Source organism: Mesorhizobium sp. LNHC229A00 (assembly GCF_000502415.1).
Lineage (GTDB): Bacteria > Pseudomonadota > Alphaproteobacteria > Rhizobiales > Rhizobiaceae > Mesorhizobium.
Window position 1 is genome coordinate 75,881 of the sequence record NZ_AYWQ01000011.1, and the last position, 26,257, is coordinate 102,137.

At 62.7% G+C, this 26,257-nt stretch carries 26 protein-coding genes; 16 read left to right on the forward strand and 10 right to left on the reverse strand.

Going from position 1 to position 26,257, the window contains the following annotated elements:
• Positions 1–353: 353 nt before the first annotated feature.
• The 6 genes from X742_RS148940 to X742_RS148915 all read left to right on the forward strand — a co-directional run bounded on the left by X742_RS148940 (position 354) and on the right by X742_RS148915 (position 6,147).
• Positions 354–824, forward strand: a complete 471-nt coding sequence (locus tag X742_RS148940) for a carbohydrate ABC transporter permease (RefSeq protein ID WP_023773571.1) — start codon at positions 354–356, stop codon at positions 822–824.
• A gap of 19 nt (positions 825–843) precedes the next feature.
• Positions 844–1,698: a sugar phosphate isomerase/epimerase family protein gene (locus X742_RS148935; protein WP_023773572.1), complete on the forward strand. Its 855-nt coding sequence runs from the start codon at positions 844–846 to the stop codon at positions 1,696–1,698.
• Entirely contained in the window at positions 1,695–2,561 is an 867-nt protein-coding gene (locus X742_RS148930) for a PfkB family carbohydrate kinase (RefSeq protein ID WP_023773573.1), read from the forward strand. Before X742_RS148935 ends, X742_RS148930 begins: the two co-directional genes overlap by 4 nt.
• 1 nt (position 2,562) lies before the next feature.
• Positions 2,563–3,978 carry an FAD-dependent oxidoreductase gene (locus tag X742_RS148925; RefSeq protein WP_031248165.1) on the forward strand — a complete coding sequence of 472 codons (1,416 nt, stop codon included), beginning with the start codon at positions 2,563–2,565 and terminating at the stop codon, positions 3,976–3,978.
• Positions 3,979–4,154: 176 nt separating this feature from the next.
• A complete protein-coding gene (locus X742_RS148920) occupies positions 4,155–5,651 on the forward strand; it encodes an aldehyde dehydrogenase family protein (RefSeq protein WP_023773575.1) in 1,497 nt (498 codons plus the stop codon).
• A gap of 220 nt (positions 5,652–5,871) precedes the next feature.
• The gene (locus tag X742_RS148915; protein ID WP_023773577.1) at positions 5,872–6,147 is read left to right on the forward strand and encodes a hypothetical protein; all 276 of its coding nucleotides are present in this window, start codon (positions 5,872–5,874) and stop codon (positions 6,145–6,147) included.
• A 143-nt stretch (positions 6,148–6,290) separates the two neighbouring features.
• Here the strand turns inward: X742_RS148915 and X742_RS148910 are convergent, their stop codons facing one another.
• Together X742_RS148910 and X742_RS148905 are read right to left on the reverse strand one after the other, a co-directional pair.
• On the reverse strand, positions 6,291–6,791 hold the full coding sequence (locus X742_RS148910) for a peptide deformylase (RefSeq protein ID WP_023794404.1): 501 nt from the start codon (positions 6,789–6,791) through the stop codon (positions 6,291–6,293).
• A 10-nt stretch (positions 6,792–6,801) separates the two neighbouring features.
• Entirely contained in the window at positions 6,802–7,884 is a 1,083-nt protein-coding gene (locus X742_RS148905; protein ID WP_023773579.1) for a CaiB/BaiF CoA-transferase family protein, read from the reverse strand.
• A 126-nt stretch (positions 7,885–8,010) separates the two neighbouring features.
• On the opposite strand from X742_RS148905, the gene X742_RS148900 reads away from it, so the two are divergent.
• Together X742_RS148900 and X742_RS148895 are read left to right on the forward strand one after the other, a co-directional pair.
• Positions 8,011–9,033: an LLM class flavin-dependent oxidoreductase gene (locus X742_RS148900; protein WP_023773580.1), complete on the forward strand. Its 1,023-nt coding sequence runs from the start codon at positions 8,011–8,013 to the stop codon at positions 9,031–9,033.
• A gap of 49 nt (positions 9,034–9,082) precedes the next feature.
• Positions 9,083–9,730 carry a ThuA domain-containing protein gene (locus tag X742_RS148895; protein ID WP_023781602.1) on the forward strand — a complete coding sequence of 216 codons (648 nt, stop codon included), beginning with the start codon at positions 9,083–9,085 and terminating at the stop codon, positions 9,728–9,730.
• 1 nt (position 9,731) lies between these two features.
• Here X742_RS148895 and X742_RS148890 read toward each other — a convergent pair whose 3' ends face one another.
• The 4 genes from X742_RS148890 to X742_RS1000000175880 all read right to left on the reverse strand — a co-directional run bounded on the left by X742_RS148890 (position 9,732) and on the right by X742_RS1000000175880 (position 14,244).
• On the reverse strand, positions 9,732–10,151 hold the full coding sequence (locus X742_RS148890; RefSeq protein ID WP_023794409.1) for a VOC family protein: 420 nt from the start codon (positions 10,149–10,151) through the stop codon (positions 9,732–9,734).
• Positions 10,152–10,225: 74 nt separating this feature from the next.
• Positions 10,226–12,247, reverse strand: a complete 2,022-nt coding sequence (locus tag X742_RS148885) for an amidase (RefSeq protein ID WP_023794411.1) — start codon at positions 12,245–12,247, stop codon at positions 10,226–10,228.
• A gap of 498 nt (positions 12,248–12,745) precedes the next feature.
• Positions 12,746–13,411 (reverse strand): tetratricopeptide repeat protein, encoded by a 666-nt coding sequence (locus X742_RS1000000175875; RefSeq protein WP_023773584.1) that lies wholly within the window; start codon positions 13,409–13,411, stop codon positions 12,746–12,748.
• Positions 13,412–13,533: 122 nt separating this feature from the next.
• Positions 13,534–14,244, reverse strand: a complete 711-nt coding sequence (locus X742_RS1000000175880) for a winged helix-turn-helix domain-containing protein (RefSeq protein ID WP_023773585.1) — start codon at positions 14,242–14,244, stop codon at positions 13,534–13,536.
• Positions 14,245–14,367: 123 nt separating this feature from the next.
• Here X742_RS1000000175880 and X742_RS09045 point away from each other — a divergent pair, with 123 nt between their 5' ends.
• On the forward strand, positions 14,368–14,625 hold the full coding sequence (locus tag X742_RS09045; protein WP_023773586.1) for a hypothetical protein: 258 nt from the start codon (positions 14,368–14,370) through the stop codon (positions 14,623–14,625).
• Positions 14,626–14,689: 64 nt separating this feature from the next.
• Here the strand turns inward: X742_RS09045 and X742_RS148880 are convergent, their stop codons facing one another.
• Entirely contained in the window at positions 14,690–15,274 is a 585-nt protein-coding gene (locus X742_RS148880) for a hypothetical protein (protein ID WP_023794417.1), read from the reverse strand.
• A gap of 228 nt (positions 15,275–15,502) precedes the next feature.
• On the opposite strand from X742_RS148880, the gene X742_RS1000000172775 reads away from it, so the two are divergent.
• From X742_RS1000000172775 to X742_RS1000000174120, 3 genes are all read left to right on the forward strand, one after another.
• The gene (locus X742_RS1000000172775) at positions 15,503–16,765 is read left to right on the forward strand and encodes a S8 family serine peptidase (RefSeq protein WP_198019224.1); all 1,263 of its coding nucleotides are present in this window, start codon (positions 15,503–15,505) and stop codon (positions 16,763–16,765) included.
• A 167-nt stretch (positions 16,766–16,932) separates the two neighbouring features.
• Complete coding sequence (locus X742_RS1000000171545; RefSeq protein WP_245275584.1) at positions 16,933–17,859, forward strand: DUF1501 domain-containing protein; 927 nt, start codon at positions 16,933–16,935, stop codon at positions 17,857–17,859.
• Between the two features lie 216 nt (positions 17,860–18,075).
• A complete protein-coding gene (locus X742_RS1000000174120) occupies positions 18,076–18,270 on the forward strand; it encodes a hypothetical protein (RefSeq protein ID WP_156939416.1) in 195 nt (64 codons plus the stop codon).
• Positions 18,271–18,527: 257 nt separating this feature from the next.
• On the opposite strand, the gene X742_RS148875 is transcribed toward X742_RS1000000174120, so the two are convergent.
• On the reverse strand, positions 18,528–20,261 hold the full coding sequence (locus X742_RS148875; protein ID WP_023773589.1) for a tetratricopeptide repeat protein: 1,734 nt from the start codon (positions 20,259–20,261) through the stop codon (positions 18,528–18,530).
• 151 nt (positions 20,262–20,412) lie between these two features.
• Here X742_RS148875 and X742_RS148870 point away from each other — a divergent pair, with 151 nt between their 5' ends.
• Both X742_RS148870 and X742_RS148865 read left to right on the forward strand, forming a co-directional pair.
• On the forward strand, positions 20,413–21,648 hold the full coding sequence (locus X742_RS148870) for a YcaO-like family protein (protein WP_023773590.1): 1,236 nt from the start codon (positions 20,413–20,415) through the stop codon (positions 21,646–21,648).
• 354 nt (positions 21,649–22,002) lie between these two features.
• Positions 22,003–22,545 carry a GNAT family N-acetyltransferase gene (locus tag X742_RS148865; protein ID WP_031248168.1) on the forward strand — a complete coding sequence of 181 codons (543 nt, stop codon included), beginning with the start codon at positions 22,003–22,005 and terminating at the stop codon, positions 22,543–22,545.
• 69 nt (positions 22,546–22,614) lie between these two features.
• Here the strand turns inward: X742_RS148865 and X742_RS148860 are convergent, their stop codons facing one another.
• Complete coding sequence (locus X742_RS148860) at positions 22,615–23,637, reverse strand: aminopeptidase (RefSeq protein ID WP_051407662.1); 1,023 nt, start codon at positions 23,635–23,637, stop codon at positions 22,615–22,617.
• 250 nt (positions 23,638–23,887) lie between these two features.
• Between X742_RS148860 and X742_RS0137590 the strand changes: the two genes are divergently transcribed.
• A complete protein-coding gene (locus X742_RS0137590) occupies positions 23,888–24,646 on the forward strand; it encodes an SDR family NAD(P)-dependent oxidoreductase (RefSeq protein ID WP_031248169.1) in 759 nt (252 codons plus the stop codon).
• Positions 24,643–25,539 carry a sigma-70 family RNA polymerase sigma factor gene (locus tag X742_RS148855; RefSeq protein WP_031248170.1) on the forward strand — a complete coding sequence of 299 codons (897 nt, stop codon included), beginning with the start codon at positions 24,643–24,645 and terminating at the stop codon, positions 25,537–25,539. The genes X742_RS0137590 and X742_RS148855 overlap by 4 nt, the downstream gene beginning before the upstream one ends.
• A 12-nt stretch (positions 25,540–25,551) precedes the next feature.
• Here the strand turns inward: X742_RS148855 and X742_RS148850 are convergent, their stop codons facing one another.
• The gene (locus X742_RS148850; protein ID WP_023773595.1) at positions 25,552–26,172 is read right to left on the reverse strand and encodes an FMN-binding negative transcriptional regulator; all 621 of its coding nucleotides are present in this window, start codon (positions 26,170–26,172) and stop codon (positions 25,552–25,554) included.
• Positions 26,173–26,257: the final 85 nt, after the last annotated feature.

The following is a 26,257-nucleotide window of genomic DNA, read 5'->3' on the forward strand; positions in this document are numbered from 1 at the left end:
TCGCGGTGGACCTGGGGCAATTATGTGCAGGCCTGGAACCGGGGCGTCCGCGACTATCTGGTCTCGAGCCTGCTGGTGACCGTCGCTTCAGCGATCTGCACGGTGCTGATCAGCGCCTGGACCGCCTACGGGCTGACGCGAACGCCAATGCCCGGCAAGCCGCTTGTCGTCGGCCTGGTCCTTGGCGGCCTCATGCTCAGTCCGACAGTGGCGCTGATTCCGCTGGTGCGGATGCTGCAGGCGATCGGCCTCTACAACACCTACTGGGCGCTGATCATCCTCTACACGGCGTTCCGGATTCCGTTCAGCACCTTCCTGATCCGCGCCTACATGCTTGGGCTGCCGNTCCGACAGTGGCGCTGATTCCGCTGGTGCGGATGCTGCAGGCGATCGGCCTCTACAACACCTACTGGGCTCTGATCATCCTCTACACGGCGTTCCGGATTCCGTTCAGCACCTTCCTGATCCGCGCCTACATGCTTGGGCTGCCGAAGGATCTCGACGAGGCGGCCCGCATCGACGGCGCCAGCGAGGGGCAGATCTTCTGGCGCATCATCCTGCCGCTGTGCCAGCCGATCATCATCTCCTGCATCATTCTCCACGTTCTGTTTGCCTGGAACGAGTATCTGTTCGCGATGGTCTTCACCAACGGATCGGCAGTGCAGACGCTGCCCGTCGGCCTGACCTCGCTGATGTCCAAGAACGGCACCAATTACGGCGTCGTCTTCGCCGCGATGACGATCTCGGCCCTGCCGATCGTCCTGCTTTTCTTCGCCGCACAGCGGTACTTCATCCGCGGCCTGTCCGAAGGCATCGGCAAATAAATCACCGGGAAGGACATCAATGCCGCAATTCAAGGTCGACCAGCTGATTGGGGCCAACTTCGCCTTCCAGCATTACGCGTTCGAGCGCGTTGCGGAGATCCTTCGCGGCTTCGGCTTCAAGGAGATCGAGCTTTGGGGCATCGCGCCGCATCTCGACCTGTTTCATGCGACCGACGAGCATGTTCGATCGGTTCGCGAGATACTTGCGCAGAACGGCCTGACGGTCTGGTGCTTCACGCCCGAGCAGGTGATCTATCCGATCAACATCGCGTCGGGCGACGGCGAATACCGCCGCGACAGCGTCAAGCGGTTCTGCCGCGCGGCGGACATATGCGCCGAACTGGGCGCCCGATATTTGTTCCTGACGTCCGGGCGTGGATATGAACACGACCCGCCGCGAGAGGCGTGGGCACGGTCGGCCCAGTCGCTTGCGGAGATCGCCGCCCATGCGTCCTCGCTCGGCGTGCGCTGCCTGCTCGAGCCGCTGCAACGCGTCGAAACCAACGTTGTCACCAACGCGGCGGGCCTGCGCGAAATGCTCGACCAGATCGGCGCCGACACCATGGACGTGGTCCTGGACACGGTCGGCATGGCCACGGCCGGCGATACGGTGGCCGACTATATCAGGCTGTTCGGGCCGCGCCTCGCGCATGTCCAGATCGTCGACGGGCTGCCCGCGGGGCATCTTGTCTGGGGCGACGGCAAGCTTCCGATCGGCCAATATCTCGACCACCTCGCCGCGTCGGGCTATCGGGGGAAACTGACCTTCGAGCCGTTCGGAAACGGCTCCTATGCGCTCGACCCGGTCGCGGCGTGGACACGCAATCTGAAGGCCATCGAGCCCCACCTGACGCGGGCGCCGACAGCAGCATGACCGGAAGAGCATCGCCCAATCTGGTCGCCGTCGGTGACAACTGCCTCGACGTCTATCTCAACAAGGACCTCCTGACCGTGGGCGGGAACGCCCTCAACGTTGCCGTTCAATGGCGCCGCGATGGCTGGAGCGCACGCTATTTCGGCGCCGTTGGCGATGATCCTGAAGGCGAGATAACGCTCCGCGAGATCGAGACCGCCGGGCTGTCCCGCAACGATGTCGAGATGATCTCCGGCGATACGGCGGTGACCTTGCTGCGCGACCAGTCGGGCGACCGTACTTTCCTGTTCGAATCCTTCGGCGTCGGCGAGAACTACATGCCCGCGCCGCGCGACTGGCAGGTCATATCGAAAGCCGACTGGGTGCATCTGGGCACCAACGCCAACAAGGATCTCGTGCGCCGCCTGGTTGGCGAGCGCGTGCCGTTCAGTCTCGACGTCTCGACCGCGCATCTGGCCTTGCCGCTGGAGGGCGTGCCTCTGGTCTTCGCGTCCGGTCCAGACGAGCCGAGCGTGCCGGTCGAGCCCCTTATGGCCGCGCTGCGGTCGGCCGGGGCGCGCCAGGTCGTGCTCACCTGCGGCAGCCGCGGCGCCTATTTCCGCGATAGCCAAGGCGTTCGCCATGCCGAGGCGTCGCCGACCTCCGTCGTGGACACGTGTGGTGCGGGAGACAGCTTTATCGCCACCTTCATCACCGCGTTCTGCCTCGCGGGTCTCGACGCCGACGATGCCATGCGAAAAGCCTCCCTCGATGCCAGCAGAACCTGCACGCATCTCGGCGGCTTCCCGCAGGAACCGCGCCCTATCCCGGACTGGCTGCCGCTGAAATACGCCGACGTGATCAATCGCGAGACGAGGGTCTGACATGGCCACATTACGGATGAGACAGCCGGCGGTCGCGGCGACAGCCGATCGGTCGTTCTGGCTGCAGGACATCGCCGCTTCTCCGGCGACGCAACCCTTGGTCGGCGGCGAGCAGGTCGACGTGGTGATCGTCGGCGGCGGCTATACCGGGCTGTGGACGGCGTTGCGGATCCGCGATCTGGCTCCCGAAACCCGGGTCACGGTGCTCGAGGCCGATCAGTGCGGCTCCGGCGCTTCGGGGCGCAATGGTGGACAGGTGCATTCCTGGTTCGCCGAGCTCGATCAGATCAGCGCCGTCGTCGGCGAGGAGGAGGGGCGGGCACTTTGCGCCGATAGCGTCGATGCCATCGCAGAGTTGGAGAAACTTCAGCGCGACGGCACGATCGATATGGATCTTCGTCTCGACGGCTGGCTATGGACGGCCAGTTCCACTGCCCAGGAGGGAGCCTGGAACCGCGCTGTCGCGATGACCGAGGCAGCCGGGGCCAACCGCTTTCGGCAGCTGACCGGCGAGGAGATCAAGCAGCGCACCGGGTCTTCCGCATCCTATGCCGGCGTTGTCGAGCAGAATGCCGGAACCGTACATCCAGCCAAGCTGGCCACAGGCCTGCGCGATCTGGCGATCGCTCGCGGCGTGGCCGTCCATGAGCGCAGTCCCGTCACCGAAATCGTGCCCGGCAGGACCTGCCTGGTCCGGACCGCGCAGGGCGAGGTGCGGGCCGAAAAGGTCGTGCTGGCGGCCAATGCCTGGCTGTCGGCGCTGCCAGAACTGCGACGGCATCTCTATGTGGTCGCGAGCCAGGTGGTCGCGACCGCGGAAATCCCTGACTTGCTCGACAGGATCGGCTGGCGCGACGGAGCCTCCATCTGCGACTCGCAGCGCCAGGTCCTCTATTACCAGCGCACCCCGAAAGGCCGGGTGGTCTTCGGCCGCGGCAGCGGCAACATCGCCTATGCGGGCAATTTCGGCCAAAGCTTCAACCGCAGCCCCGAACACGGACGGGACAATATCCGCGAACTCGGCCGCGTCTACCCCGAACTGCGAGGGGTGCCGATCGACTATGACTGGGCGGGCCCGATCGACTGCGTGCCGGAGCATGTCCCCGTCTTCGATCACTTGAAGGGGCATCCCAACATTGTCTTTGGCATGGGCTACAACGGGACCGGCATTGCCCAGACCCCAATCGGCGGCCGCGTCCTCGCCAGCCTTGTTCTGGAACGGAAGGATCGCTGGAGCGGCAGTGGACTGGTGGGGCTCGATCGGCGCAAGACGATGCCGCCGGAACCGTTCCGCTATCTCGGCGCCAAGCTCGTGCGCGCCGCGATCGCGCGCCGGAACGACGCCGAGATCCGCAACGGGAGGCCCGGCGCGCTGACGCGATTCCTGTCGGAACGCACGCCGGGCGGCGGGGGCTAGGCATCTTTGAACCCGTACGGTTTGCTGTGTCAGCGGACGCGGACCTGTTGTTGCGCCTTTCTGGTGAACACGGGCGCCGACGCTAGCAGTCCGATTATCCGAACGCCCTTCAGCTTTCCTTGTTGAGGTCGCCCGCGCCGGGAGTAATAGTCACGGGGATTCGCAAGGAGGAAGGGATGGCGGTGAATTTCGACCCGAGGGCGAAGGCCGCATCGCTCTACCATGGCGAATTCCGGCCGATGTTCATTGGCGGCAAGTGGGTCGCCGCGCGGTCCGGCGAGGTGATGCAGGCGCTGAACCCGGCGACCGGCGAGGTGCTGGCGACGGTGCCGCGTGGCGGAGCCGCCGATGTCGATGCAGCGGTCGCGGCAGCGCGCACGGCTTTCGAAGGGCCCTGGTCGAAATTCTCGCCCTATGAGCGGCAATGCGTGCTGCTCAGGATCGCCGACCTGTTCGAGACACATTGGGAAGAGCTCAGCGTTTCCGACACGCTCGACATGGGACTGCCGATCACGCGTACGCTGGCCAATCGGCGCCGCGTCATCGGCATGCTGCGCTTCTATGCCGGCATGGCGACGGCGCTGCATGGCGAGGCGATCGAGAATTCGATCCCCGGCGAGATCGTCACCTTCACAAGGCGCGAACCGGTTGGCGTCGTTGGCGCGATCATTCCCTGGAATGCGCCGACCGCGGCTTCGATCTGGAAGATCGCGCCGGCGCTCGCCACGGGCTGCACCATCGTGCTGAAACCGTCCGAGGAGGCATCGCTGACGCCACTGCTGATCGCCGGGCTGATGCAGGAAGCCGGCGTGCCCGACGGCGTCGTCAACATCGTCACTGGAACCGGGGCCGAAGCGGGCGCGCGGCTCGCCGAACATCGCGACGTCAACAAGATCGTCTTCACCGGCTCGACGCTGACAGGTCAGGCGATCGCGCGGGCTGCCGTCACCAACCTCAAGCGCGTCTCGCTTGAGCTCGGCGGCAAGTCACCGATCATTGTCTGCCGCGACGCCGACATCGACAAGGCCGTCCCAATCGCGGCGATGGCGGTGTTCGTGCATTCGGGCCAAATCTGCATCGCCGGCTCGCGCCTGTTCGTGGCGCGTGAGATCCATGACGAATTCGTGCGCCGGTTGGCGAAGTTCGCCGGAAAACTGCGCATCGGCCACGGCATCGAGGCGGAGACCGAAATCGGGCCGCTCATCAATGCCAGGCAGGCCGGCAAGGTGGAAGGCTACATCAAGGCCGGCAGCGACGAAGGCGCCCAACTGGTCGCCGGAGGCGCGCGGCTGACAGGCGAACTCTATGATGGCGGCAACTTCATCGCGCCGACCGTTTTCGGCGCTGTGTCGGACACCATGACCATCGCGCGGGAGGAGATTTTCGGACCCGTTATTTCGGCGATGCCGTTCGACACGCTGGACGAGGCCGTGGCGCGCGCCAACGCGACGCCTTACGGACTTGCGGCCGGCGTCTTCACCACCCACCTCGGCACCGCGCACAAGCTAGCCCGCCGCATCAAGGCCGGCTCGGTCTGGGTCAACATGTACCATGCCATCGATCCGGCCGTGCCTTTCGGCGGGATGAAGATGTCCGGCCATGGTCGCGAGGGCGGCATCGAGCATCTGCACGAGTATCTGGAGACCAAATCCGTCTGGATCCAGACGGACTGAGGGCGTGGCGATATTCAGGTGAGGGCGCCTACGGTCCGAGATCGTCGCCGGCGCATCGGCCGGAGCAAGGCCCTTGTTCAGGAACTTTTCGTCATCTGGCGATTTTCGATGTAAGATCGAATCCCGAACAGAAGGGTGTTTGCGATGACGACGAAACGGTTGGCGATCTGCGCTCTTGCTTTCGCGATAGGCTTCGGCATGTCCTCCTCGGCANTTTGCGATGACGACGAAACGGTTGGCGATCTGCGCTCTTGCTTTCGCGATAGGCTTCGGCATGTCCTCCTCGGCATTCGCGGGGGCCAAGCACCGTCGTCACCAGGAAGAACAGGAGCGCTACGTTCCCGCCAATGACGATCTCATCGACTTCCTCTTCGGCGGCCCGCGCTACTACGACCAGCAGTTGTTCACAACGGCCGCCGGAGCCTGCTCCTACCACCGGACTGGTCCGGACGGTTTTGCGATAAACAAGATCAACGATCACCACTGCGGAAAATGACTGGCAGACGTTTCGTCCGCGATCAGGTCAGCACGTTGCGAACGTGACACGGTCCGCCGGCGCGGCCACGCGCCCGGCGCAACGTCGCAATCCGCCCAAGACCGTTGCCAGTCCAATGCCGTTCGTCCACGCTTGCGTGGTGTCTACGAGGTTCGCATCAGCTTACTATAGCGCTTGATCAGCCGGTCGCGCTTGAGGCGGGTCAGCCTGTGTGTCCAGAACAGCCCCTCGAGTTGATCGATCTCATGCTGATGGCAAACCGCCAGCAGGCCCTCGGCGTCCTCGAACCGCTCATTGCCGTCCAGATCCTGATAGCGAACGCGGATACGGGCGTGCCGCTCGATGTCCTCGGTGACACCGGGCATCGAAACGCTGCCTTCCTCATGACGGATCATTTCGGTCGAGGCCTGGATAACGGACGGATTTACATAGATTCCCGGTTTAGCCGCGGAAGGGAGCTGGATGACGACCAGGCGTTTCAAGATGCCGATATGCGGGGCGGTGATACCGATTCCGGGAGCCGCGCGCATGGTGTCGACAAGGTCGCTGGCCAACGCCTGCAGATCGCCGTCGAACAGCTCCACGGGTTCGGCTACGGCGCGAAGGAGGGGATTGGGGAATTTTACGATCGACCGAACCGCCATGGACCTCGTCTCAACTCGGCAAGCCTGCACGGATTTCGGCATCATGTTCGCCGCGCATCGGGCTTTTGGCCGGTGTCTTTTGTTCCCATCCGGAAAAGCGCGGCGCGGCCGCCGCCTGCAGGACGCCGTCCACCGTCAGCCACGACCTGCGCGCGGCCATGTGCGGATGCAGTGCCGCTTCTTGCGGACTGAGCACCGGGGAGACGCAGGCGTCGGAGCCGTCGAACAGCGTCGCCCATTCGTCGCGCGGTTTTGCGGCAAAGATCGTCGCTAGCCGATTACTGAGCTTCTGCCAGAGTTCGCGATCGAACTGGTTGGTGAATTGCGGATCGGTGGTCAAGCCAAGCCTGTCGAGGAAGAGCGCGTAGAATTTCGGCTCGACGCACTGGACGCTGATAAAGCCGCCATCCGATGTCCGGTAGACGCGGCACCAATGCGGTCCGTCGAGAAGGCTTTGGCCGCGTTCGGCGGCCAGTGCGCCGGATTGTGCGAGCGACATCAGCAGGTTCATCATATGGGCGGAGCCGTCGACGATCGCCGCGTCGACCACGCTGCCTTCACCGCTCGCTCGCGCGTTCATGATGCCGGCCAGCATGCCGATCGCCAGATAGAGCGCGCCGCCGCCTATGTCGCCGACCAGCGTCGGTGGCGCCATGGGCGGCTCCCCCGGCACTGAGGCGTACCAGAGCGCGCCGGACAGGCCGATATAATTCATGTCGTGGCCGGCGGCGCCGGCCAGCGGTCCGTGCTGGCCCCAGCCGGTCATGCGGCCGTAGACCAGGCGCGGGTTGGCCGCGAGGCAGGCCTCCGGGCCGAGCCCGAGACGCTCCATGACGCCGGGCCGAAACCCCTCGATCAACCCGTCGGCGGTGGCGACGAGGCGCATCAGCACGGCCACGTCGTCTGCATTCTTCAGGTCGAGCGCGATCGAGCGCTTGCCGCGATCGAGCAGCGAGCGCTGGGGCGCGCCCGGGACGGCCGCCTGCTTGCGGTGGACGACAATGACATCGGCGCCGAGATCGGCGAAAAGCATGCCAGCGAAGGGCGCCGGTCCCAGCGCCTCGATCTCGACGATGCGGGTTCCCCTGAGCATCCCATCCTCCACGGCGGTCGACCCTCTGGTGCTTTGATGTTGCGAACTTGGCATCGAGAGGGCGACGGTGTGTAACCCTGTCCTTTCGCCATTGAAGCATGTGCCGCCCGCATATACTTCAGGACCATGAAAAAAATTGGTTTCCTGTCATTCGGGCACTGGTCGCCCTCTTCGCAATCGCAGGTGCGTTCGGCATCCGACGCGCTGCTGCAATCGATCGATCTCGCCGTCGCCGCCGAGCAGCTCGGCGCGGACGGGGCCTATTTCCGCGTGCATCACTTCGCCCGCCAGCTCGCCTCGCCATTCCCGTTGCTGGCGGCCGTCGGCGCCAAGACCAGCCGCATCGAGATCGGCACGGCCGTCATCGACATGCGCTACGAGAATCCGCTCTACATGGCCGAGGATGCGGGTGCGGCCGACATCATCGCTGGCGGCCGGCTGCAGCTCGGCATCAGCCGCGGCTCGCCCGAGCAGGTGATCGATGGCTGGCGCTATTTCGGCTATGTGCCGCAGGAAGGCAAAAGCGATGCCGACATGGCGCGGCACCACGCCGAGGTGTTCCTCGATACGTTGCGCGGCGAAGGCTTCGCCCAGCCCAATCCACGGCCGATGTTCCCCAACCCACCCGGCTTGCTCAGGCTCGAGCCGCATTCGGAGGGCTTGCGCGAGCGCATCTGGTGGGGGGCGGCGACCAACGCCACCTCTGAATGGGCGGCGAAGCTCGGCATGAATCTGCAGAGCTCGACGTTGAAATTCGACGAGAGCGGCAAGCCGTTCCATGTCCAGCAGGCCGAGCAGATCCGCATCTATCGCGAAGCCTGGAAGGCGGCCGGGCACAAGCGCGAGCCGCGCGTGTCCGTCAGCCGCAGCATCTTCGCGCTGGTCGACGACCGCGACCGCGCTTATTTCGGGCGCGGCAATGAGAGCCGCGACCAGATCGGCTTCATCGAGGAAAATACCAGGGCGATCTTCGGCCGCAGCTACGCCGCCGAGCCGGACGTGCTGATCAAGGAATTGGCGCAGGACGAGGCGATCGCCGAGGCCGACACGCTTTTGCTCACGGTTCCCAACCAGCTCGGCGTCGACTACAACGCCCATGTCATCGAGGCGATCCTCACCCATGTCGCGCCGGCGCTCGGCTGGCGCTGACCCGTGCGGCGAGCGGTCGTCGGTCTAGTGGATCGAGGGAGGTTGCCGCATGTCCAGGAAAGCCCTGATTGCCTGGGGAGGCTGGGAAGGCCACACGCCAGAGCGCAGTGCTAATGTCATTCGCGACATGCTGAAGCGCAACGGCTTCGCGGTCACGCTCGGCGAGGGGACAGTGATGTTCGCCGATCCGAACCTTGCTTCATTCGATCTCATCGTGCCTGTCATCACCATGTCGACGATCGAAAAGGCCGAGCTGAACAACCTGACGCAGGCGGTTCGCCTGGGAAGCGGGCTCGGCGGCTTTCACGGCACGATGGGCGACAGTTTTCGGGCGGAGCCCGACTACCAGTTCATGACCGGCGGGCAGTGGGTCGCGCATCCCGGCAACATCATCGACTACCATGTCGTCATCACCCGGCCGGACGATCCGGTCACGAAAGGCATCAGCGATTTCGCCTACCGGTCGGAGCAATATTACATGCATGTCGACCCAGGCAACGAGGTGCTGGCGACCACCACCTTCACTGACGCGCATTTTCCCGGGATCGACGGCGTCGTCATGCCGGTCGTCTGGAAGCGCCGCTATGGCGCGGGCAAGGTTTTTTACAGTTCCCTTGGCCATACGGCGGATGAGTTCGCGGTGCCGGAAATGGCGCTAATCATGGAGCGCGGTTTGCTGTGGGCCGCGCGCGACTAGCCTACCAGTCCGCGACGCGATCGCCGCCCGTGAATTGCGCGCTTTTGCCGGTGTATTCGAACAGTTCGATCTTCACCCCGTTGGGGTCGCGCAGCCAGGCCTGATAGGTGTCGTCGCAGGCGTGTTTTTTGGCGGTGATACCCACGCCCATGGACGTGATGTGCGCGATCGCGGCGTCGATGTTCTCGACCTCGAGGCAGAAATGGTTGATCTGGTCCGTCTCGCTGAACCGGGCTCCATCCTTCTGGAAGACCTCGACATGGCTGCGGCCGCCGCAATTGAGGTAGAAACCGAAAACCGCGCCATCGCGCAGGAAATTGAACTGGATGTCCATGCCAAGGACATCGCGGTAGAAGCGCCGTGTTTCTTCCAGGTCGTTGGCGAAGATGCAGACATGGGCGAGTTGCTTGACTTTGATCATGGCTGGATTCCGTGGTCTGGTCGGTTGCGTTTGTCGCTGGGCGCGCATGGTGAGGCGGCCCGTACAGCGCATGATCATCCAATCCCACCGGCAACCGCATAGGCGCCCGCGGTGCGCCCATCCTGAAGCCGCAAGACAGCAGTCACGATCGAACCATACGGGCCGCGCCAGACGCTGTGCAGGCGCCGATGCTCGGCGGCAGGGACGAGCGCGCGCCCAGTGAACCGCGTGCCGCTTCGCCGCATGTCAACGGGCTCCCCGTTGACATGGACCTTGATGCTGGCCGTTTCAGTTATCTCGCCAACCATTTCGATCGTGATGGCGATCTCATGCTGGTCGCCTTCATCGCGCGTCTCCGCCGCAAGCTTGATGGTTGGCGCCGGCGTCTTGCCGTTGCCGGCTTGGCTGGGGCGATCCGGAAAGACATCATCGGGCAATTCAGGCGTGCGCGGCGGCCGGGCGCGGCGCTGCGTGGCGCACTCGAAATCGCCGGCCATGCGCAGCAGCCTTTCATCGTCATGGGCCTTGCCGGCGAAGGTGAGGCCGACCGGCATGCCGATGTCGGCCATTGTGCCCATGGGCACGGTGACGGTCGGGATGCCGAAATGGCGCCACACCAGATTGCCGTTGGCGACCCAGGTGCCGTTACGCCAGGCCAGATCGGCTGACGCCTCGTTGACGTCGGCGTCGGCCGGGCCGACATCGGCGGCGGCCGGCAGCACCACGGCATCGAGGCCTTGTGCGTCCAGCCAGTCCTCGAAGTCGATGCGCCTTGTTGCTTCAAGTCCCTTGATTCCGTCTGCGATCGTCGGGATGTCGGCCAAGGGCGCGACGCCGAGCTTTGCCCGCTCGACATACTCCGCCAGATCGAAGCCGCCTTCATAGCGGTCGGGCAGCGTGCCCGGCGGCCGCGGAAAGATTTTTGAGCCGTCGACCGAGGCGAGATCGGGCAGAGCAGGGTCGGCGTTGGCGCGCAGGAAATCGTCCCAGCCCCAGATGCAGAGATCCCAGATTTCGCGGTCGGCGAAGTCCTGCGGCACCAGGCCGCGCTCGACCATGGTCCGCGCCCCTGGGCGGTCGCGCTCATAGTTGGAGACGACGGGAAAGTCGACCTCGACCACTTCGGCGCCGAGCCGCCGCAGATCCGCGGCCGCCTGTTTCCAGAGGGCAAGTACCGAGGCGCGGGTTTCGATCGGGCGATCTATTTCTGCGTCGCGGCCGATATACATTCTGGGTACGCCGAGCCGCTTGCCTTTCAGCGACCCCGCAAGCGTCAGGTCGGTATAACGTCGTGGCCGCCTCCCGGAGCTTTTCGGCAGCGCCACCCAAGGCTGGGCGCGCCAGAAATCGCCTCGCGTTTCCGGATCGTCGGCGACGATGACGTCGAGCAGTTCCAGCATGTCGGGCACGCTGCGCGTGTGCGGCACCACTACATCCATGGTCGGCACCAAGGGCCAGTTGCCGCGCACGGAAATGACGCCGCGCGAGGGCGTGTAGGCGACCAGCGCGTTGTTGGTGGCCGGCGCACGGCCAGACGACCAGGTTTCCTCGCCGAGCCCGAAGGCGCAGAAGCTGGCCGCCGTCGCGGTGCCTGAGCCATTGGAGGAGCCCGACGCGAAGGCGGCGGTCAGATAGTCGCCATTGTAGGGGCTTTCGGCGCGGCCATAGACACCGCGCTGCATGCCGCCATTGGCCATGGGCGGCATGTTGGTGAGGCCGATCAGCACCGCGCCGCCGGCGCGCAGCCGGGCGATTGTGAAGGCGTCCTCATTGGCGACGAGATGCTCGAAGGCGGGCGAGCCGGCGGCCACCGTCAGGCCCTTGACCTTGTAGCTGTCCTTGGCGGTGTAGGGGATGCCGTCGAGCGGGCCGAGCGTCTTTCCTTGCCGCCGCCGCTCGTCGGAAGCGGCGGCATCCTCGAACATTTCAGGGTTGAGCACGGGTACGGCGTTCAGCGCAATGCCGTGCCGGTCGAAATACGCGATCCGCCTGACATAGGCCGCGACCAGTTCGACGCTGGTGACGGCGCCGTTGTCGAGCGCTTGGCGCAATTGGTCGATCGACGCTTCGACGAGGTGAAGGCTGGTCTCGGTCATCATGGCCCCAGTGTCTGTACGGCATGGATGAGCGAGGCCGCCGGCTTCGGCAAGAGCCAATTGGAACTCTTTCGCGCGTCCCCGAAAAAATCGATTTTTTATGCAACCTGCGGTCGACGCGTGCGTTCCTGCGTTCCCTGGAGAAGGTTGAGTGGGCGGCTGCCGATCATACGAACATCTACGAGACGACTTGCAAGGGTGAATGAACGCTCTCATAAGTTGCGGCAAGACATACAGGTGACAGCTTTGTGTAGGACAGGCAGGTTGGGCCGCCGTGCTGCCACCGGGGGCAATCGCAAGATGTGATGCGAAGCGCACGTTGGTTGCCTACGTCAGGAATGCGCCGGTGGGTTCAACCGGTCACTGCAACACCTTGTGTAGCCTATCGGCGGGTGTTTCGAAGTCCAGGGTTTTTCGGNTTCAACCGGTCACTGCAACACCTTGTGTAGCCTATCGGCGGGTGTTTCGAAGTCCAGGGTTTTTCGGACCGACTGAATCCTATAAAAAGCCGGCCTTTCTGAAGCCGGAGAGGAAGAGCTCGAAGGATGGCGGGTCTGCGAAGGGAAGGTGTGCAAGGTAGCCAAGTGAGAGGTCCGGTTGCCGCCTCAGTGTGGCCTCGACTGCGACATGCGCGTTTTCCATCTCGCCCAGATGCCCGTAGGCCGCCGCAAGAAAGGCATGGATGAAGAACTGGTCGCCGGCCTTCCGATAAGCGTCGATGGCCTCAGCATATCGGCCGAGCAGGAAGAGCGCGCTGCCCTTCACCTCCCAGAACCAGACCGGGGGCAACGGGTCGAGCAGTATGGCCCTTTCGAGGACCGCCAAGGACTGCTGAGCCTGGCCGCCGTAGTTGAGCCAGCTTGCATAATCTCCGGCAATGTTCACGTCGTGCGGATTGAGCGTACGGGCCTGCTGGAAATGCAATCCGGCATCCCCATGCTGGCGCATATGTACGAGCACGAGGCCCATGCTCTGGTTGCAGATGCCGTCATTCCGGTCGAGCAGGAGCGCCGTGCGCGCAGACTGCAAGGCACTTTGCAGCGTACGAGAATCGCGGTCGTACCAGAATCGCGCAACCAGGCACTGCGCCAGATAGGCATGACCTTGAGCAAAAGCCGGATCGAGTTCGGCGCTCCGGGCGAACATGGATTCGCCCTTGTCCATTTCATACTGATGGTAGTGCGCGCGACCCTGCAAGTAGTAGTCGTAGGCGGCCCAATCGGCCGGCGGGGTTCGCCGCGAGCGGCTAGTCGCATCTGCCTCGGCGGCGCCTTGGACAGTTGAAGCTACGAGAGCCGCCACCTCCTCCTGGACCGAAAAGATGTCCTCGAGCGCTCGGTCGTAGCGTTGAGCCCACAATGGAAGCCGCTGGCGCCGTCGATCAGTTGCGCCGTGATTCGGATGCGGTCCCCGAGCCGTCGCGCGCTGCCCTCGACGAGGTAGCGCGCGCCGAGTTGCCGGTGGACTTCTGCGGGGTCCGGCGCTGGCCCACGAAACTGAAAAGATGAATTGCGCGCGATCACCACGAGCGAACGGTATCGAGCCAGTTCAGTGATGATATCTTCGGTGATGCCGTCGCTCAGATATTGTTGGTCCTGATCGCCGCTCAAATTCGCGAAGGGCAGCACGGCAATGGTGGGTTTGCCGGATGGCGCGATCGGTCGCTGCACTGAACCTTCCACGCGCTCGACAGGCGCGGTGAAGCGATAGCCGACGCGAGGCACGGTGGCGATCCAATCGCCACCGTGGTCGGTAGGGCCGAGCGCCTTCCTCAGCGTCGCAATCTGGACGGTGAGATTGCTTTCCTCGACCGCCAGGCCCGGCCAGGCAGCTTCCATCAGCTCGGCCTTGGTCAGGATGTCGCCGGGCCGGGCCGCAAGCGCGGCGAGCAGCGTGATGCCGCGATGCCCAATGGAGATCGGTATGTCCTGCCGCAGGAGCGTCCCCTTCTCAGGGTCGAGCACGAACGGACCAAAGGCGAGGTGAACCCGATGCATCCCGCCATATTAGACGTTTCGGAATTTTTCGGAACAGTTTCGGCCGCGCTTTAGTACGCAGGTCCGCTCATCCGCCAAAGTAGCGTCATCGATTTTTAGCAACACCAAGAAAGGACGAGCCAAATGAGCACGCAGCTTTCTCTCACCTCAAGATTCTACCAGTCTCTCTGGGGCGAACCGCCGACGTGGACGACTGGACCGGCATCGGTCTGGGCGAGACTCGTCGCCCTGCGCGGCCTGGTCGCGGTTTGGCGCGAGCGCATGTATTATCGCGAGGAGCTGAAGCGACTTGCGGAAGATGGGCCTCAGCGGATCGACGACGTCGGTCTCACCTTGTCTGCCGTCGAGGCGGAACTTCAAAAGCCGTTCTGGCAGGCGTGATTTGCATCCATAGCTGTGAACTAGCATCTGCCTGACTATCAAAGCGCTTGCGGATTAAGTCCAGCTACCTGCAGCCAAACAGCACCGCCGCGCCAAGCTCGTCATGATAGTGTCGCCCCTGTCCAAATCTATGGTATTTCTCCAAGTAGTCGAGCAGGTCGGCCCTGATAAGTATGTCTCCCGGAATCCGCGGTACCACGACGTAAATTTTTCCGGCCTCGTCGAACTCAGGTTCCACCGTCACCCCATCGACGATTTGGTTCAAAACGGCCGTAAGTTCGTCTTTCAAATGAGAACTGGGGGTGCCGACATCAGAAAAGGCCAACCCGTTCGTGAAATCGCCCGCCGTTAGAAAAGCAGTGGCTCCGTCGGCGAGGAATATCGACAGTTGCTGCTTATAGTCCCCCAGCGCGCTTGGGGTTCCGACCTTGAGTTTGGTCTTAGTGCTACCACCGCTGTCGCGAAGGTTGATACTTTGGCCGGCAGCTGTGAATATTTGGCGATTTATTGTAATCTTCAGAGGGCTTCCAGCCGTACTATCGACCGACAAGATGGTGGCCGGCGTAGGCAGGAGTTTGAGCCAGGTCTCGACAATCGCCGCGCCGATTTCCCGCGCTTGTCGACCCTTCCTAAGATTCGCTCTGGGCATCGCATGCTTCTCAACACAGGACCATCTGTGAGCGTATGCGCGTTTCGCAGCTACCGCAAGATAGCTCTCGATGTGGAACGACGCCCAATTCATGTTCTTATAGACAGCGCACTGCTTTTGGGGGCATGCTGTTTGCCCAGACGTAGGAGGCTTGCTGTGGTCGTTCTACAGTTCCGCGCCGTTTTTGTCATGAGCGTCTTGTCATTGGCTGCCACTCAGAGATCGTCATTGGCAGACGAGATGCCTGCGAATGAGATCGCCGCGACATTTGTTGCGCCTTACGGCGAGATGCCTATGAAGGCGAACAACTCGGCGGATTTTAAAGCAGAAATTCAAAATACTGACAAAAAGGAAGTTATTTCCATAGATTTTCCCGAAATAGGTAAAAGCTTTTTAACGTTAAAAATTACAAAAGCAAGAGTAAGAGAGCTTGAATCGCAGGGGTTTGAACTTGCAAATCCATTTTCTGTTACTCTCTTTGACGCAGCTAGATGCAAGAACAATCCGAGGATAATCAAAAAGGATACTACCACCACTATCCAGGACGTTCCCGCAAACGTCTGCCGTGTGGTCGGGTCACCGGTGGAAAGCACATACGGCCCCGAGGTGTGGGTGCTAGACAGCGGAGTTGACCCGGTTGCGGTCAATTCAAATCTTCTGAATGTGGCGACAAAGGTCGACTGTACGCAAGGCAGTTGCGTGACGGGGGCCGTTGATGATGAGCTGGGACACGGCACCATGGTCGCAGGTATTATTGGAGGAAGGACTTTTAAAGATGGATCGTCGCACTATACAGGATTGGCAGGGGTTAGTCCTAAGGTAGCTCTGAATATCATTAAAATATTTGGTGATGATGAAACCGTAAGCGTGTGGGACCGACCTCTTAAAGCAATAAGATACGTCTTGGATCACGCCAAAGCTGGTGACGTTGTAAACATAAGCTGGGGAGCTAACTTTCTTGAGGCTGCAAGGAATGGCGGGTACAGCAACGATATAACGTTGTTAGATAACCTATTCCATTTGATGGCGGATCGGAAACTCCGAATTGTTGTGGCGGCAGGAAATGCTGAGCGAGCAAATGGCAACGGATGGTCGTGGGCCGAAGGGTTCACGCCGGCAAATTCTGCACCGTATACTTCGCCGGTCAGTCCTGGAGCGATATATAGTGTATCAGCGGCTGACAGTAAATTTGATCCAATGACCATGAAGTGGTCCGACAAACTGTGGCAAGGCAGTGCGTTCGGGGCTTCGTTTGCAGAACCTGGCGTCGAGGTGCGGTCCTTGTGGCTGTCGGATGATTCAAATAATCCACAACAGAATGTCTGTTGGGGAACTTCATTCGCTGCGCCAATTCTGGCTGGTTTGCTCGTTCGCGGGTCAGTGTCGCCAGGCGACCTTACAGATAGTACCTACCCTGACGCGGACACAGTTGCGTACGTGGCAGCGGGCAAGTCTGACGCTACTTCACCAAAGCACCCAAAATGCAACTGACCCGAAGGACAGCCCTGCGAGGGATTTTACTATCCTCCATGCTTCGTCCAATCGCGGCAAGGGCTAGACCGGCGGCATACGAGCCAAAACTCCTGCTGGTGTTTCTCCGGGGCGGACTCGATTGCGTTGCGGCGATCCCTCCGTTTGGGGATCCTAAATTGCTAGCCGTGCGCGAAGCTCAGGCGCTTGTGAATGAGGAGTCGGCGACCAAAACAATCAAGCTGGACGGATTTTTTGCGCTCCATCCAGCACTGGCGCCGCTTCTGCCCTACTTTAATGCCGGCGAGCTGCTGATCGTCCCAGGGACGGCCATTGCGGGAGTGGAGAGATCTCATGCAGCCTCGGAATTTGCTTTGTTCGGGAGCGACTTTGATGGCCTCACCGGCTGGCCCAGACTGGCCTCGCTCGCCTTAGAGACTGAACCATGGCGGAACGGCTCGGCCGACCGATCCATCGATCTCATATCGGATTTGGCGTGGGGCAATCCGCTGCTGGACTTGGCCCTGCTTTCCCCTGAGCAAGCGCAGGTGGGCGGATCGAAATGTGTGGAAGATCCGCTCGCGCAGCGAAGCTTTTGCCAAGCGGCCAGTTTCACTCGCGCCGCAACCCGTGCGGCACAGGCGCTGGCAACGGATGGCGGTCCTCGGATCGCAACGCTCGAATTGCCTGGGTTCGATACGCACATCAGCCAGGGCGTGCGTCTGGCGCGAGCATTGAAGGCCCTGGCAGACGGGCTCGTTTCGTTCGCCGAAGCGTCTGGAACGGCCTGGAACAGAACAGTTGTCTTGGTCGTGACTGAGTTCGGCCGTGCAGTGGCATTCAACGCAGACGGCGGAACCGATCACGGGACGGCCAGCGTCACGTTCCTAATGGGCGGTGCCGTTGCCGGAGGCCGAGTCGGCAACCAGTGGCCTGGGCTGGCACCCAGCCAACTACGCGGCGGAACCGATCTTGCCGTTACGACCGATCTGCGAGCAATAATCAAGGCCGTATTAATTGAGCATCTTCGCCTTCCCGACCGGACTGTTGCGAAGGTATTTGCGAGCGCTGCTGAACTGCCAGCGTCAATTGGTTTGTTTCGGGATGCAGGTTGATTGCCGTTAATCGGGCACGGCTCACAAGCGGACGTCGGCGCCGCTACGCGTTCTGCCAAGGGTGCATCAAGTCCGAAACAAGCCTTTAATTGGTTGAAGGCCCGACGCATTTGGAGCGACCATCGCCAATGCTCGGCTTGAAAGTCCAAGGTGGTCCTTCAACACCGCGTCAACGATCGAGCGGACATCGGTCGTGACCGGTAGGTCGGTCTCCTCGTGGAGTTGATCTCGCGCCAATCCGGGCCAGTGACCCGCGATCCGCCGCCGGGTGCTGGAAACCTTGTTGTTGATCTTGTCGGTGCCGATATCGCCTACGAAGGCAAAGATTTAAAGAATGGCGTAGTGTCGAAACTAAAAGATCTGAATTTGATGTTGGCAACGAATTGGAACAAATCGTCGACGCGAACGTGAAAGTTGTGTGCGACGCGCCAACGAGAGCTGACTGTAGTCCTGCCAGCCCTGCCGGAAGGCGNGACGCGAACGTGAAAGTTGTGTGCGACGCGCCAACGAGAGCTGACTGTAGTCCTGCCAGCCCTGCCGGAAGGCGTCGTCACGCGAGAGGACCTGCTGGATTACCTGGGGCGTACCACAAAAACGCGCAGGGTCGGCACTATCATGAAGAGCTTGCGTCCGCGGTCCTTTTCGGCTGCCGATAGCAAACTCCAATTTCAGTTCGGCAGCCCTGCGGCGAGCAGTCCTTTAAGCACCGTGGCCCGATCCTCCTCCAGTCGATAGGGCTCCTTGGCCACGAATCGACTGCAAGAAAAGCTGGGCGTACCCGCCACCACGCGAGCCGAATACAACTTTGCGTCGCTGTTCCGGCCAAGCGCCGAACTCGAAGCGGCCATATAGGCGCTAACCCATGCCGGCATCGTCGACGAACGGCTCAAAGCGACCAATGCCGGCTCGGGCCGGCCGGCAATGAAATGGGCGATACCGCGAAACGGCCAATACCAGGATGGTTCGTAGAGGGGATCGAGCACCTGCGCCCGCTCGAACCATTGCATGGCGCGATCCGGCTCGCCGCCAAATGTGTAGAGGGTGCCGAGATAGGAAACCTGCTCTGGATCGTTCGGATTGAGGTAGAGGGCCCGGGCGTAGAGTTGCGCGGCGACGTCGAAATCTCGCAGGTGCAGCAGCACCCAGCCGAGAATGTTGAGGCAAACCGGATCGTTGGCGGAGAGCGCCACCGCCTTCTTAGCGATTGCATGCGCCTCGTCGAGCAGGGCATCGGAAGGTCCCATGTCGCGAAACCATTCCAGCTGCTTGTAGTGAGCCAGCTTGGCGTAGGCGCGCCCATAGGTCGGATCGAGATCGATGGCGCGCTGATACCATTGCCTGGCTTCCGCTTCGGACGCGAGGTCGCCTAGCGGCAGGGCATTGCCGCGCAGCACGCACTCATAGGCCGCCAGGTTGGCCGGCGGCTTGCGCCGCGCCTTCTCAGCCCCCGCTGCCTTGAGGCGCCCGATGACCGTGCCCACGATCTTGCGGACCAGTTCGTCCTGCAAATCGAATATGTCCTGATCGTCGCTGTCATAATGCTCGGCCCAAACGTCACCACCGGACGTGGCGTCAACCAGTTCGCAAGAAAGGCGGATACGCTTCCCCATCCTCCGGATTCGCCCCGAAAGCTCGAAATCGAGCCCGATATCCGAGACCAGTTTCGGCAGCTCCACATCCTTGAGCCGGAACGAGGTATGATACGATGCGACGGAGAGCTGCGTGAACCGCGTTAGCTCGGTGATGACATCTTCTGTGAACCCTTCGCTGAAATAGGGTTCCACGCCGCCGGTGCTGACGAATGGGCGGACCAGGATCGATGGCGTGTTCGAGCCCGAAGTCTCGGCGCCCATCCGCGGAGCGGGGCGGTCGGGTCTGCGAATAAGCGAGTAGACGGCTACGGGTCGGGGAATGTTCTTAAGCTGAAACTCACCGCAAAATTCGAAGGGCAATTGCAATCCTGCGCGGACCTCCTCATGCACTTTTGCCGAAAGGCAAATGCCTCCGGGGGCTGCGACCTGTTCGAGGCGTGCAGCCACGTTCACACCGTCGCCGAACACGTCTCCGTCGCCGTCGACGATAATATCGCCGAAATTAATGCCAATTCGAAGCAACAGACCGGGCGACGATCGCTCGGGGCTTGCGAGATAGGCCTGGATAGCCACGCTACACCGGACCGCTTCGACCGCGCTGGGGAACTCCGCTACGACACCGTCGCCGGTGTTCTTTACAACGCGGCCGTCATGCAGATGAACGTAGCCTGGGACCTCGTCGTGCATTAGCGCCCGGACGCGGGTAAAGGTGCCTTCCTCGTCTTCCGCCATTTGTTGCGAATAGCCGACCACGTCGGCGACCACGATCGCAGCCAGGCGCCGCTTCAGGGGGCCCTTGTTTACGGTCAATCCATGCTTTGGGGTCAATCCATACCTCGGGTCGGACGTTCCAACGTACTTTAGCACATTTGCATGATGCGATCGCGCACGGCAGCGTGTAAACTGCCACACGAGAGCTTCCGACGTACGACCTAGCAAAGTCCGTTCTGAAGTGCTCGCAATGCGAAAGATCCGCACATTCGAGGTCTGCGTGGGGTTAAGTCTTCTTTATGGCCCGGTGGTGATCTCGGACCCGTTGCTCGGCTGTCCTCTCACTGTGGCGGCCGGCCGCGTTCGCGCTGCCAAGGATGGCGATGAGAGCACTTACTTCGTGTCTGGTTGGGGCACGACGGTCGAGCAGGCGCTGCAGGGCTGCCTTTATGAGGCGGACGAGACCTACTTCGCCCAGATCATTCCCGAGGGGCGAATTCTCCGGTCGTATGCCAATGCGTTCGCGGGGCGGATCGTCGAGCCGCCCGACGTGCTGCTTTTCAGCGAAGAGCAATATGACCAGCGAGAAGCCGGGAGTCGACAGTCCCGCAACATGGTACCGGCCCGCTGGGACAGATCTGCGCCTGAAGACTGGATCCTGAGTGACGACAAGCTCGGTACCGAGCAAGCCTGGGTGCCCGCGGGCCTGTGTTTCCTCGGGTATGCCGGTGGCGGGCAATCATCTTTGCCGGCTGCCGACTCGAACGGACTTGCGCTGGGCATCAACCCTGAGGTCGCTGCGATGAGCGCCCTTCTCGAGCTGATAGAGCGAGATGCGACCTCTATCTGGTGGTACAATCGACTTGTCCTGCCTCGAATAGATCCGAAGTCGATGGCAAGCGACACCGTATCGTCTTACGAGGATTGGCTTCGGCACCGAGGTCGCCAATTGCGGCTTCTGCGACTTACGTTGGATTTGGCGGTGCCAGTCGTTGCGGCAATCTCCAGCGACAGTTCCGGCCGGTGTCCGGCGATGGGGTTTGCGGCAGGCGCATCGTGGTCGGCGGCTGCCACAAGGGCGATTGGCGAGCTTGCCCAATGTGAGGCAAATCTTGCTCTGCTCTCCCGACAGGCGCAGCAAGAGAGAACGACCGGCTTTACGCCCGGGGCGCGGCAGCTTTATCGCTGGCATCAAGAGACGGATCTTGGGTCGTGTCTATATTTGCAGGGCGGGACCGGCGGCCCTGCCTGCGTGGACGAATCGACACTTGACTACGCCTCATGCCTCAAACTCTGCCACGAACGAAACCTGGGGGTGTTCGCCCTCATCCTTATGCAGGATGAGCAGCGGTCCCTCGTCCGCATTTGCGCTCCGGGCTTGCGTTCGACCAAACCAAGGTTTGGTCTGGGCAGGCTCTATTCTGTTCCAGGCACTCTTGGCCTCAGGCCTGCGGGCTCAATAGGCCGAGACCCTTTCCCGTTTTAGCGCCGAAACCAAAGCTGCTGCAAAGCTCTAAATTGTAACTATCTGGGCATGCTCGACCGCTTCAGCTTCCGTAAAGCCGCCGTCCATACACGGCCCCACAACGGCCGTTCATCGCGAATCGCCGACGCGTTGCCATGGTCCGCCCTGTGGTGGGCTGGCGGCATCACCAAATCTCACGCCACTCGCAGATCGGCGGCAGCCGGTGGCCCGGAGTGATTGAAGTGCCGATCGAAGCGCCCGGCGCTGAGGCTGAAGACGGTTGGGCGTACCCTGGGGTCGAATTCTGTCCTGGCGGTCAGCCGCCGCGGCTCAGCGCCGTTGCATTGGCGCTGCCCCAGGGCGAAAATGCCTTCGATGAAAACAGTTCCCAGGCTCACCACACCAAGGCTCGTGCTTCGGGCGCCGGGCGAGCGGGATATTCCGGCCTGGTTCGCGCGGGCGAGCGATGTCGAATCCGCCTTCCTTGCCGGCGATCCCGTTGCCGACGACTTGAGCGCGGGCGCGCGATGGCTCGCCCTTGCGCGTCAGCGGTTGGTCGACGGCCGGGCGATCAAATGGTCGATAGACCAGGCAGACGTGTCGGACGCGATCGGGACGATAACCCTGTCCTTCGGCGCGAACGAGGCCAAGACAGCCGCGTTAGGATTTGTGCTGGGGCGTACGCATTGGGGGCAGGGGCTGGGGTCCGAAGCGGCACGCGAAGTGGTTCGCTACGCCTTCGAGGCCCTGGCGCTCGATCAGGTGACGGCCGAAGCGGCGGTGCGCAATGTCGCGTCGTTGCGGATCCTGGCGAAGCTCGGCTTCACACATGTCGAGAGCTTCATCGATGGGTCCGACGGCGAGCAATGCGAGCGTTTCGTGCTCGACGCGCACGCCGGATCGTTGGCTTGCCGGTGACTTCAGCTTAGAAGCTGGCCGTCAGCTCGCGGGCCTAGTCCGACATCGCAGCAACCCGTGCCGTTCAAGTCAATCACAGGTGGTCGCGGCCTTGAGCGCTTTGCCACGGGCCGGTTCGTGCAGATCGGCGATCCGTCGAACTGATGCGTAGAACCTTGGATAGTCGCCGTAGCATAAATCGAACAAGCGAATAAACGCCGGAACCTGTTCGCCGTAAACAGACGTCGCGGCGAGCTTTGCGTTGTTGATCGGCGCATTGAACCAGGCGTCGTATCCCCGGTATCCGGCCCAGCTTCTGTCGCGCATTTGCCGGTAGCGCGTCCGCAGCCTGTCGAGCGTGGCTGCCTTGGCCGCTGCCATCTCATCGGGGGTGCGGGAGCTTTCATAGACCTGCCGCAGCTCGTCGCGGGTTCTCGACACCAATGCGAGAAAATCGGCGCTGCGCTTGCGATCGGTCTCGTAGCGGCGCAATCCGGCGCGGTCGCCGGCGGCGCGGAGCCATTTTCTCGTGCCGGTGGTTTCGACAGCGACCGCGAAAGCCTCATTGAATGCGGAATCGCCGTTCACATAGAGGCGCTGATGCGCCAGTTCATGAAAGACAAGGCTTGCGAGATAGGTGTCGTCCTGACGCAGCATGGTGCTGAGCAGCGGGTCACTGGACCAGCCCAGCGTGGAATAGGCGGTGATGCCGGTGACATAGACGTCGAGCCCCTGTCGATGAAGTTCGACGGCGCTTTCGGCCGCGGATTTCCGATCGAAGTAACCCCGGTACGGAACGCAGCCGAAAACCGGAAAGCACCATGTCTTGGGCGTGAGCGAGAATTGCGGGGCGGCAAAAACGGCCCAGGTCACGGCGTCCCGGTGGATGTCGACATAGCTGCGGTAGCTGTTGTTTTCGGGCAGTGCCAGCTCATCCGTGGCGAACCGCCTTATGGCGCTTGCCGATGTCAACTTGGCGCGCAATGCCTTGGGTGTCGAAGGGGCCTGGATCAGTTTTCCAACGTCTTGGCGCGCGGCCATGATCCGGACATGACCCTCCAGCGATTGCGCGTAGTAGGAAACGCTGGTGCAGCCGCTCAGTGCGGATGCCATGACCGCCGTGGCAAACAGTCGAAAAACGCGCTTCACTTCTTCCCCGCCGCTTCGTCACCTGCCCATGGAGCACATGTCGCGCCCCAATGTCCAAACCGGCGCACGAATTTTCCTCAAGATCCATAGCGAGAAGCCGCGCGGACTGTCGACCTGGTTTCTGGCTGACGACATCATCAAATCTCGCAAACCGCTGACTCTTTTCCCAACCCTCAAACGTCTTAGCTACAGTGAAACACTGGAGCAGGGTCAAATGAGCCTCAGGGATAAGAAAATCGTGGTCACGGGCGGCAGCCGTGGGCTTGGCCTCGGATTGGTCGAAACGCTGGTCGAGCAGGGTGCCAGCGTGACCGTGGTCGCACGTGGCGCCGAGGCGCTGCAGGCGGTCGGTGCCCGGCTTGGGGTCGCCACCATCGCGGCCGATGTCACGGACGAGGACGCTGCCTATCGCATTCTTGGCGAGGTCCGCCCTGACATACTGGTGCTCAACGCCGGCGCCACGCCCCGGATGGGGCGGCTGGACCAGTTGAAGTGGGAGGATTTCTCCATCGCCTGGGAAACCGACGTGAAGGCCGGGCTCTACTGGCTGCAGGCGGCGCTGAACCTGCCGCTCGGGCCGGGCAGCCGGGTGCTGGTCGGGTCGAGCGGTGCGGCCGTCACCGGGTCGCAGATGTCGGGCGGTTATGGCGGCGCCAAGCGGATGCTCTGGTTCATGGCCAAATACGCCAATGGCGTGGCGCAGGAGAAAGGCCTCGGCATCCGCTTCCAGGCGATCGTGCCGCGGCAGATGATCCTCGACACCGGGATCGGCGATGCGGCCGCCGGCGCTTATGCCGGCTCGATGGGCATCACGCCGCAACAATTCGTCACCCGCTTCGGCGCGCCGATGCCGCCCCGGGCGTTCGGCGACAGGGTGGTCTCGCTGCTGGAAGAGCCGCAATATGCCGAGGGCGTCATCTTTGGCCTCAGCGGCGACGCGGGGGTGACGATCATGGAGGGCGCGGGTCCTTGAGCGACGGAAAGCCAGCGGTGGAGCGCGACCGGCAGGAAGGGCTGCTTGCCCTTGCCACCGCCTTGCGGCCGGAGCTGCACCGCTACTGTTCGCGCCTGATGGGCTCGGTCATCGACGGCGAGGATGTCGTGCAGGACACGTTCGCGCGCGCCGTCGTTGCCCTGGAGGAGTTGTGTGAGGTGCCTCAGCTCAGGCCCTGGCTGTTCCGGATCGCCCACAACCGCGCGCTTGACCTGCTGCGCAGCCGCGCGATCCGCGTTGCCGAGCCCATCGAGACGGCGCTCGATATAGCCGACGAAGCCGACCCAGTGGAGGTGCTGATGCGCAGGCAAGCCGTGCAAACCGCCGTGTCGCGCTTCGCCGGGCTTCCGGTGACGCAACGCAGCGTGGTCATCCTTAGGGATGTGCTCGACGAGCCGCTGGCCGACATCGCCGCCCTGCTCGGCATCACGGTCGATGCGGTGAAGGCGCATCTGGCGCGCGGCCGCGCCCGGCTTCGGCGGATCAACGCCGAGGCCAATCCGCTCCCCGATGCGCGCGTCGCTTCGGCGGCCATCGTGCGCTACGTCAATCTGTTCAACCGACGCGACTGGGACGGCTTGCGCGCGCTGCTGGCCGACGATGTGAGGCTCCATCAGTCCACGCACAAGCCGCGCGCGGGGGCCGCCGACGTCGGCATGTTCTTCACGATCTACGCCAAGAGCGACGGCTTGTGGCTCAGGCCGGCATGGGTCGAGGGCCGCGAGGTGATCGCGGTGTTCGAAGACCCGGCCGACGCGAAACCCAGCCATTTCATGTGGCTGGAATGGCGCGACGGCCGGATCACCTTCATTCGCGACTACCGTTATGTCCGCTACGTTCTCGACGACGCGGACCTGGTGCTGGCAAGGTGAGGCGTCGTGCCCTCACGGGATGAGGGCGGAGACCTCGCGGTCGGACGGACGCTCGCTCGCGGCCAGCCCGGAGGCCACGCCGGCGCGGTCGGAAGCGTTGCGGTTCTGGCTCATCTTGCGCTTGCCTTCGAGCCTGACGACCGGCATGCGCAGGCCGACAATGCCGCGAAGCTGCGACTGGATGAAGTCCGCTGGCGCGTCCGACACGGCCCAGGGCGCGGCGCGGGCGCCTTCGTGCAGGTTGGTCAGCCGGGTGACGACCTCCAGCAGCCTGTCCGCATCCTCGAAGAACTCGACCGGACCGTAGGCGTGGACAGCGGCGTAGTTCCAGGTCGGCACGACCTTGCCGGTTTCCTGCTTGGTGGCGTACCAGGCCGGCGTCACATAGGCGTCGGGGCCCATGAAGATGGCCAGCCCGTCGCCGATCGCGGGAACGCGCCACTGCGGGTTGGCCCTGGCCAGGTGGCCGTGGATGACACCGTGCTCGCCCTCGGTCTCGTCGAGAAAAAGCGGCAGGGGGGTGGCGAGCGGTCCGTCCGCCGTGGCGGTGACGAGATTGGCCAGCCGGGCGGCGCGGATCGTCGCCAAGAGGCTGTCCTTGTCGTCATCGCGGAAGGCGGGCGGCGTGTACATTTTCGAACTCCTCGCGTTGCCCTGACAGATGCCACACAATCCGGCCCGTTGGAAATATCCAGTTCGAGGAGTCCAGTTGGCCAGT

Coding starts and splice junctions, on each gene's coding strand:
- X742_RS148935 (WP_023773572.1), top strand. CDS start 844: ATGCCGCAATTCAAGGTCGACCAGCTGATTGGGGCCAACTTCGCCTTC.
- X742_RS148930 (WP_023773573.1), top strand. CDS start 1,695: ATGACCGGAAGAGCATCGCCCAATCTGGTCGCCGTCGGTGACAACTGC.
- X742_RS148925 (WP_031248165.1), top strand. CDS start 2,563: ATGGCCACATTACGGATGAGACAGCCGGCGGTCGCGGCGACAGCCGAT.
- X742_RS148920 (WP_023773575.1), top strand. CDS start 4,155: ATGGCGGTGAATTTCGACCCGAGGGCGAAGGCCGCATCGCTCTACCAT.
- X742_RS148915 (WP_023773577.1), top strand. CDS start 5,872: ATGACGACGAAACGGTTGGCGATCTGCGCTCTTGCTTTCGCGATAGGC.
- X742_RS148910 (WP_023794404.1), bottom strand. CDS start 6,791: ATGGCGGTTCGGTCGATCGTAAAATTCCCCAATCCCCTCCTTCGCGCC.
- X742_RS148905 (WP_023773579.1), bottom strand. CDS start 7,884: ATGCTCAGGGGAACCCGCATCGTCGAGATCGAGGCGCTGGGACCGGCG.
- X742_RS148900 (WP_023773580.1), top strand. CDS start 8,011: ATGAAAAAAATTGGTTTCCTGTCATTCGGGCACTGGTCGCCCTCTTCG.
- X742_RS148895 (WP_023781602.1), top strand. CDS start 9,083: ATGTCCAGGAAAGCCCTGATTGCCTGGGGAGGCTGGGAAGGCCACACG.
- X742_RS148890 (WP_023794409.1), bottom strand. CDS start 10,151: ATGATCAAAGTCAAGCAACTCGCCCATGTCTGCATCTTCGCCAACGAC.
- X742_RS148885 (WP_023794411.1), bottom strand. CDS start 12,247: ATGACCGAGACCAGCCTTCACCTCGTCGAAGCGTCGATCGACCAATTG.
- X742_RS1000000175875 (WP_023773584.1), bottom strand. CDS start 13,411: ATGGACAAGGGCGAATCCATGTTCGCCCGGAGCGCCGAACTCGATCCG.
- X742_RS1000000175880 (WP_023773585.1), bottom strand. CDS start 14,244: ATGCATCGGGTTCACCTCGCCTTTGGTCCGTTCGTGCTCGACCCTGAG.
- X742_RS09045 (WP_023773586.1), top strand. CDS start 14,368: ATGAGCACGCAGCTTTCTCTCACCTCAAGATTCTACCAGTCTCTCTGG.
- X742_RS148880 (WP_023794417.1), bottom strand. CDS start 15,274: ATGCCCAGAGCGAATCTTAGGAAGGGTCGACAAGCGCGGGAAATCGGC.
- X742_RS148870 (WP_023773590.1), top strand. CDS start 20,413: ATGCGAAAGATCCGCACATTCGAGGTCTGCGTGGGGTTAAGTCTTCTT.
- X742_RS148865 (WP_031248168.1), top strand. CDS start 22,003: ATGAAAACAGTTCCCAGGCTCACCACACCAAGGCTCGTGCTTCGGGCG.
- X742_RS148860 (WP_051407662.1), bottom strand. CDS start 23,637: ATGGCATCCGCACTGAGCGGCTGCACCAGCGTTTCCTACTACGCGCAA.
- X742_RS0137590 (WP_031248169.1), top strand. CDS start 23,888: ATGAGCCTCAGGGATAAGAAAATCGTGGTCACGGGCGGCAGCCGTGGG.
- X742_RS148850 (WP_023773595.1), bottom strand. CDS start 26,172: ATGTACACGCCGCCCGCCTTCCGCGATGACGACAAGGACAGCCTCTTG.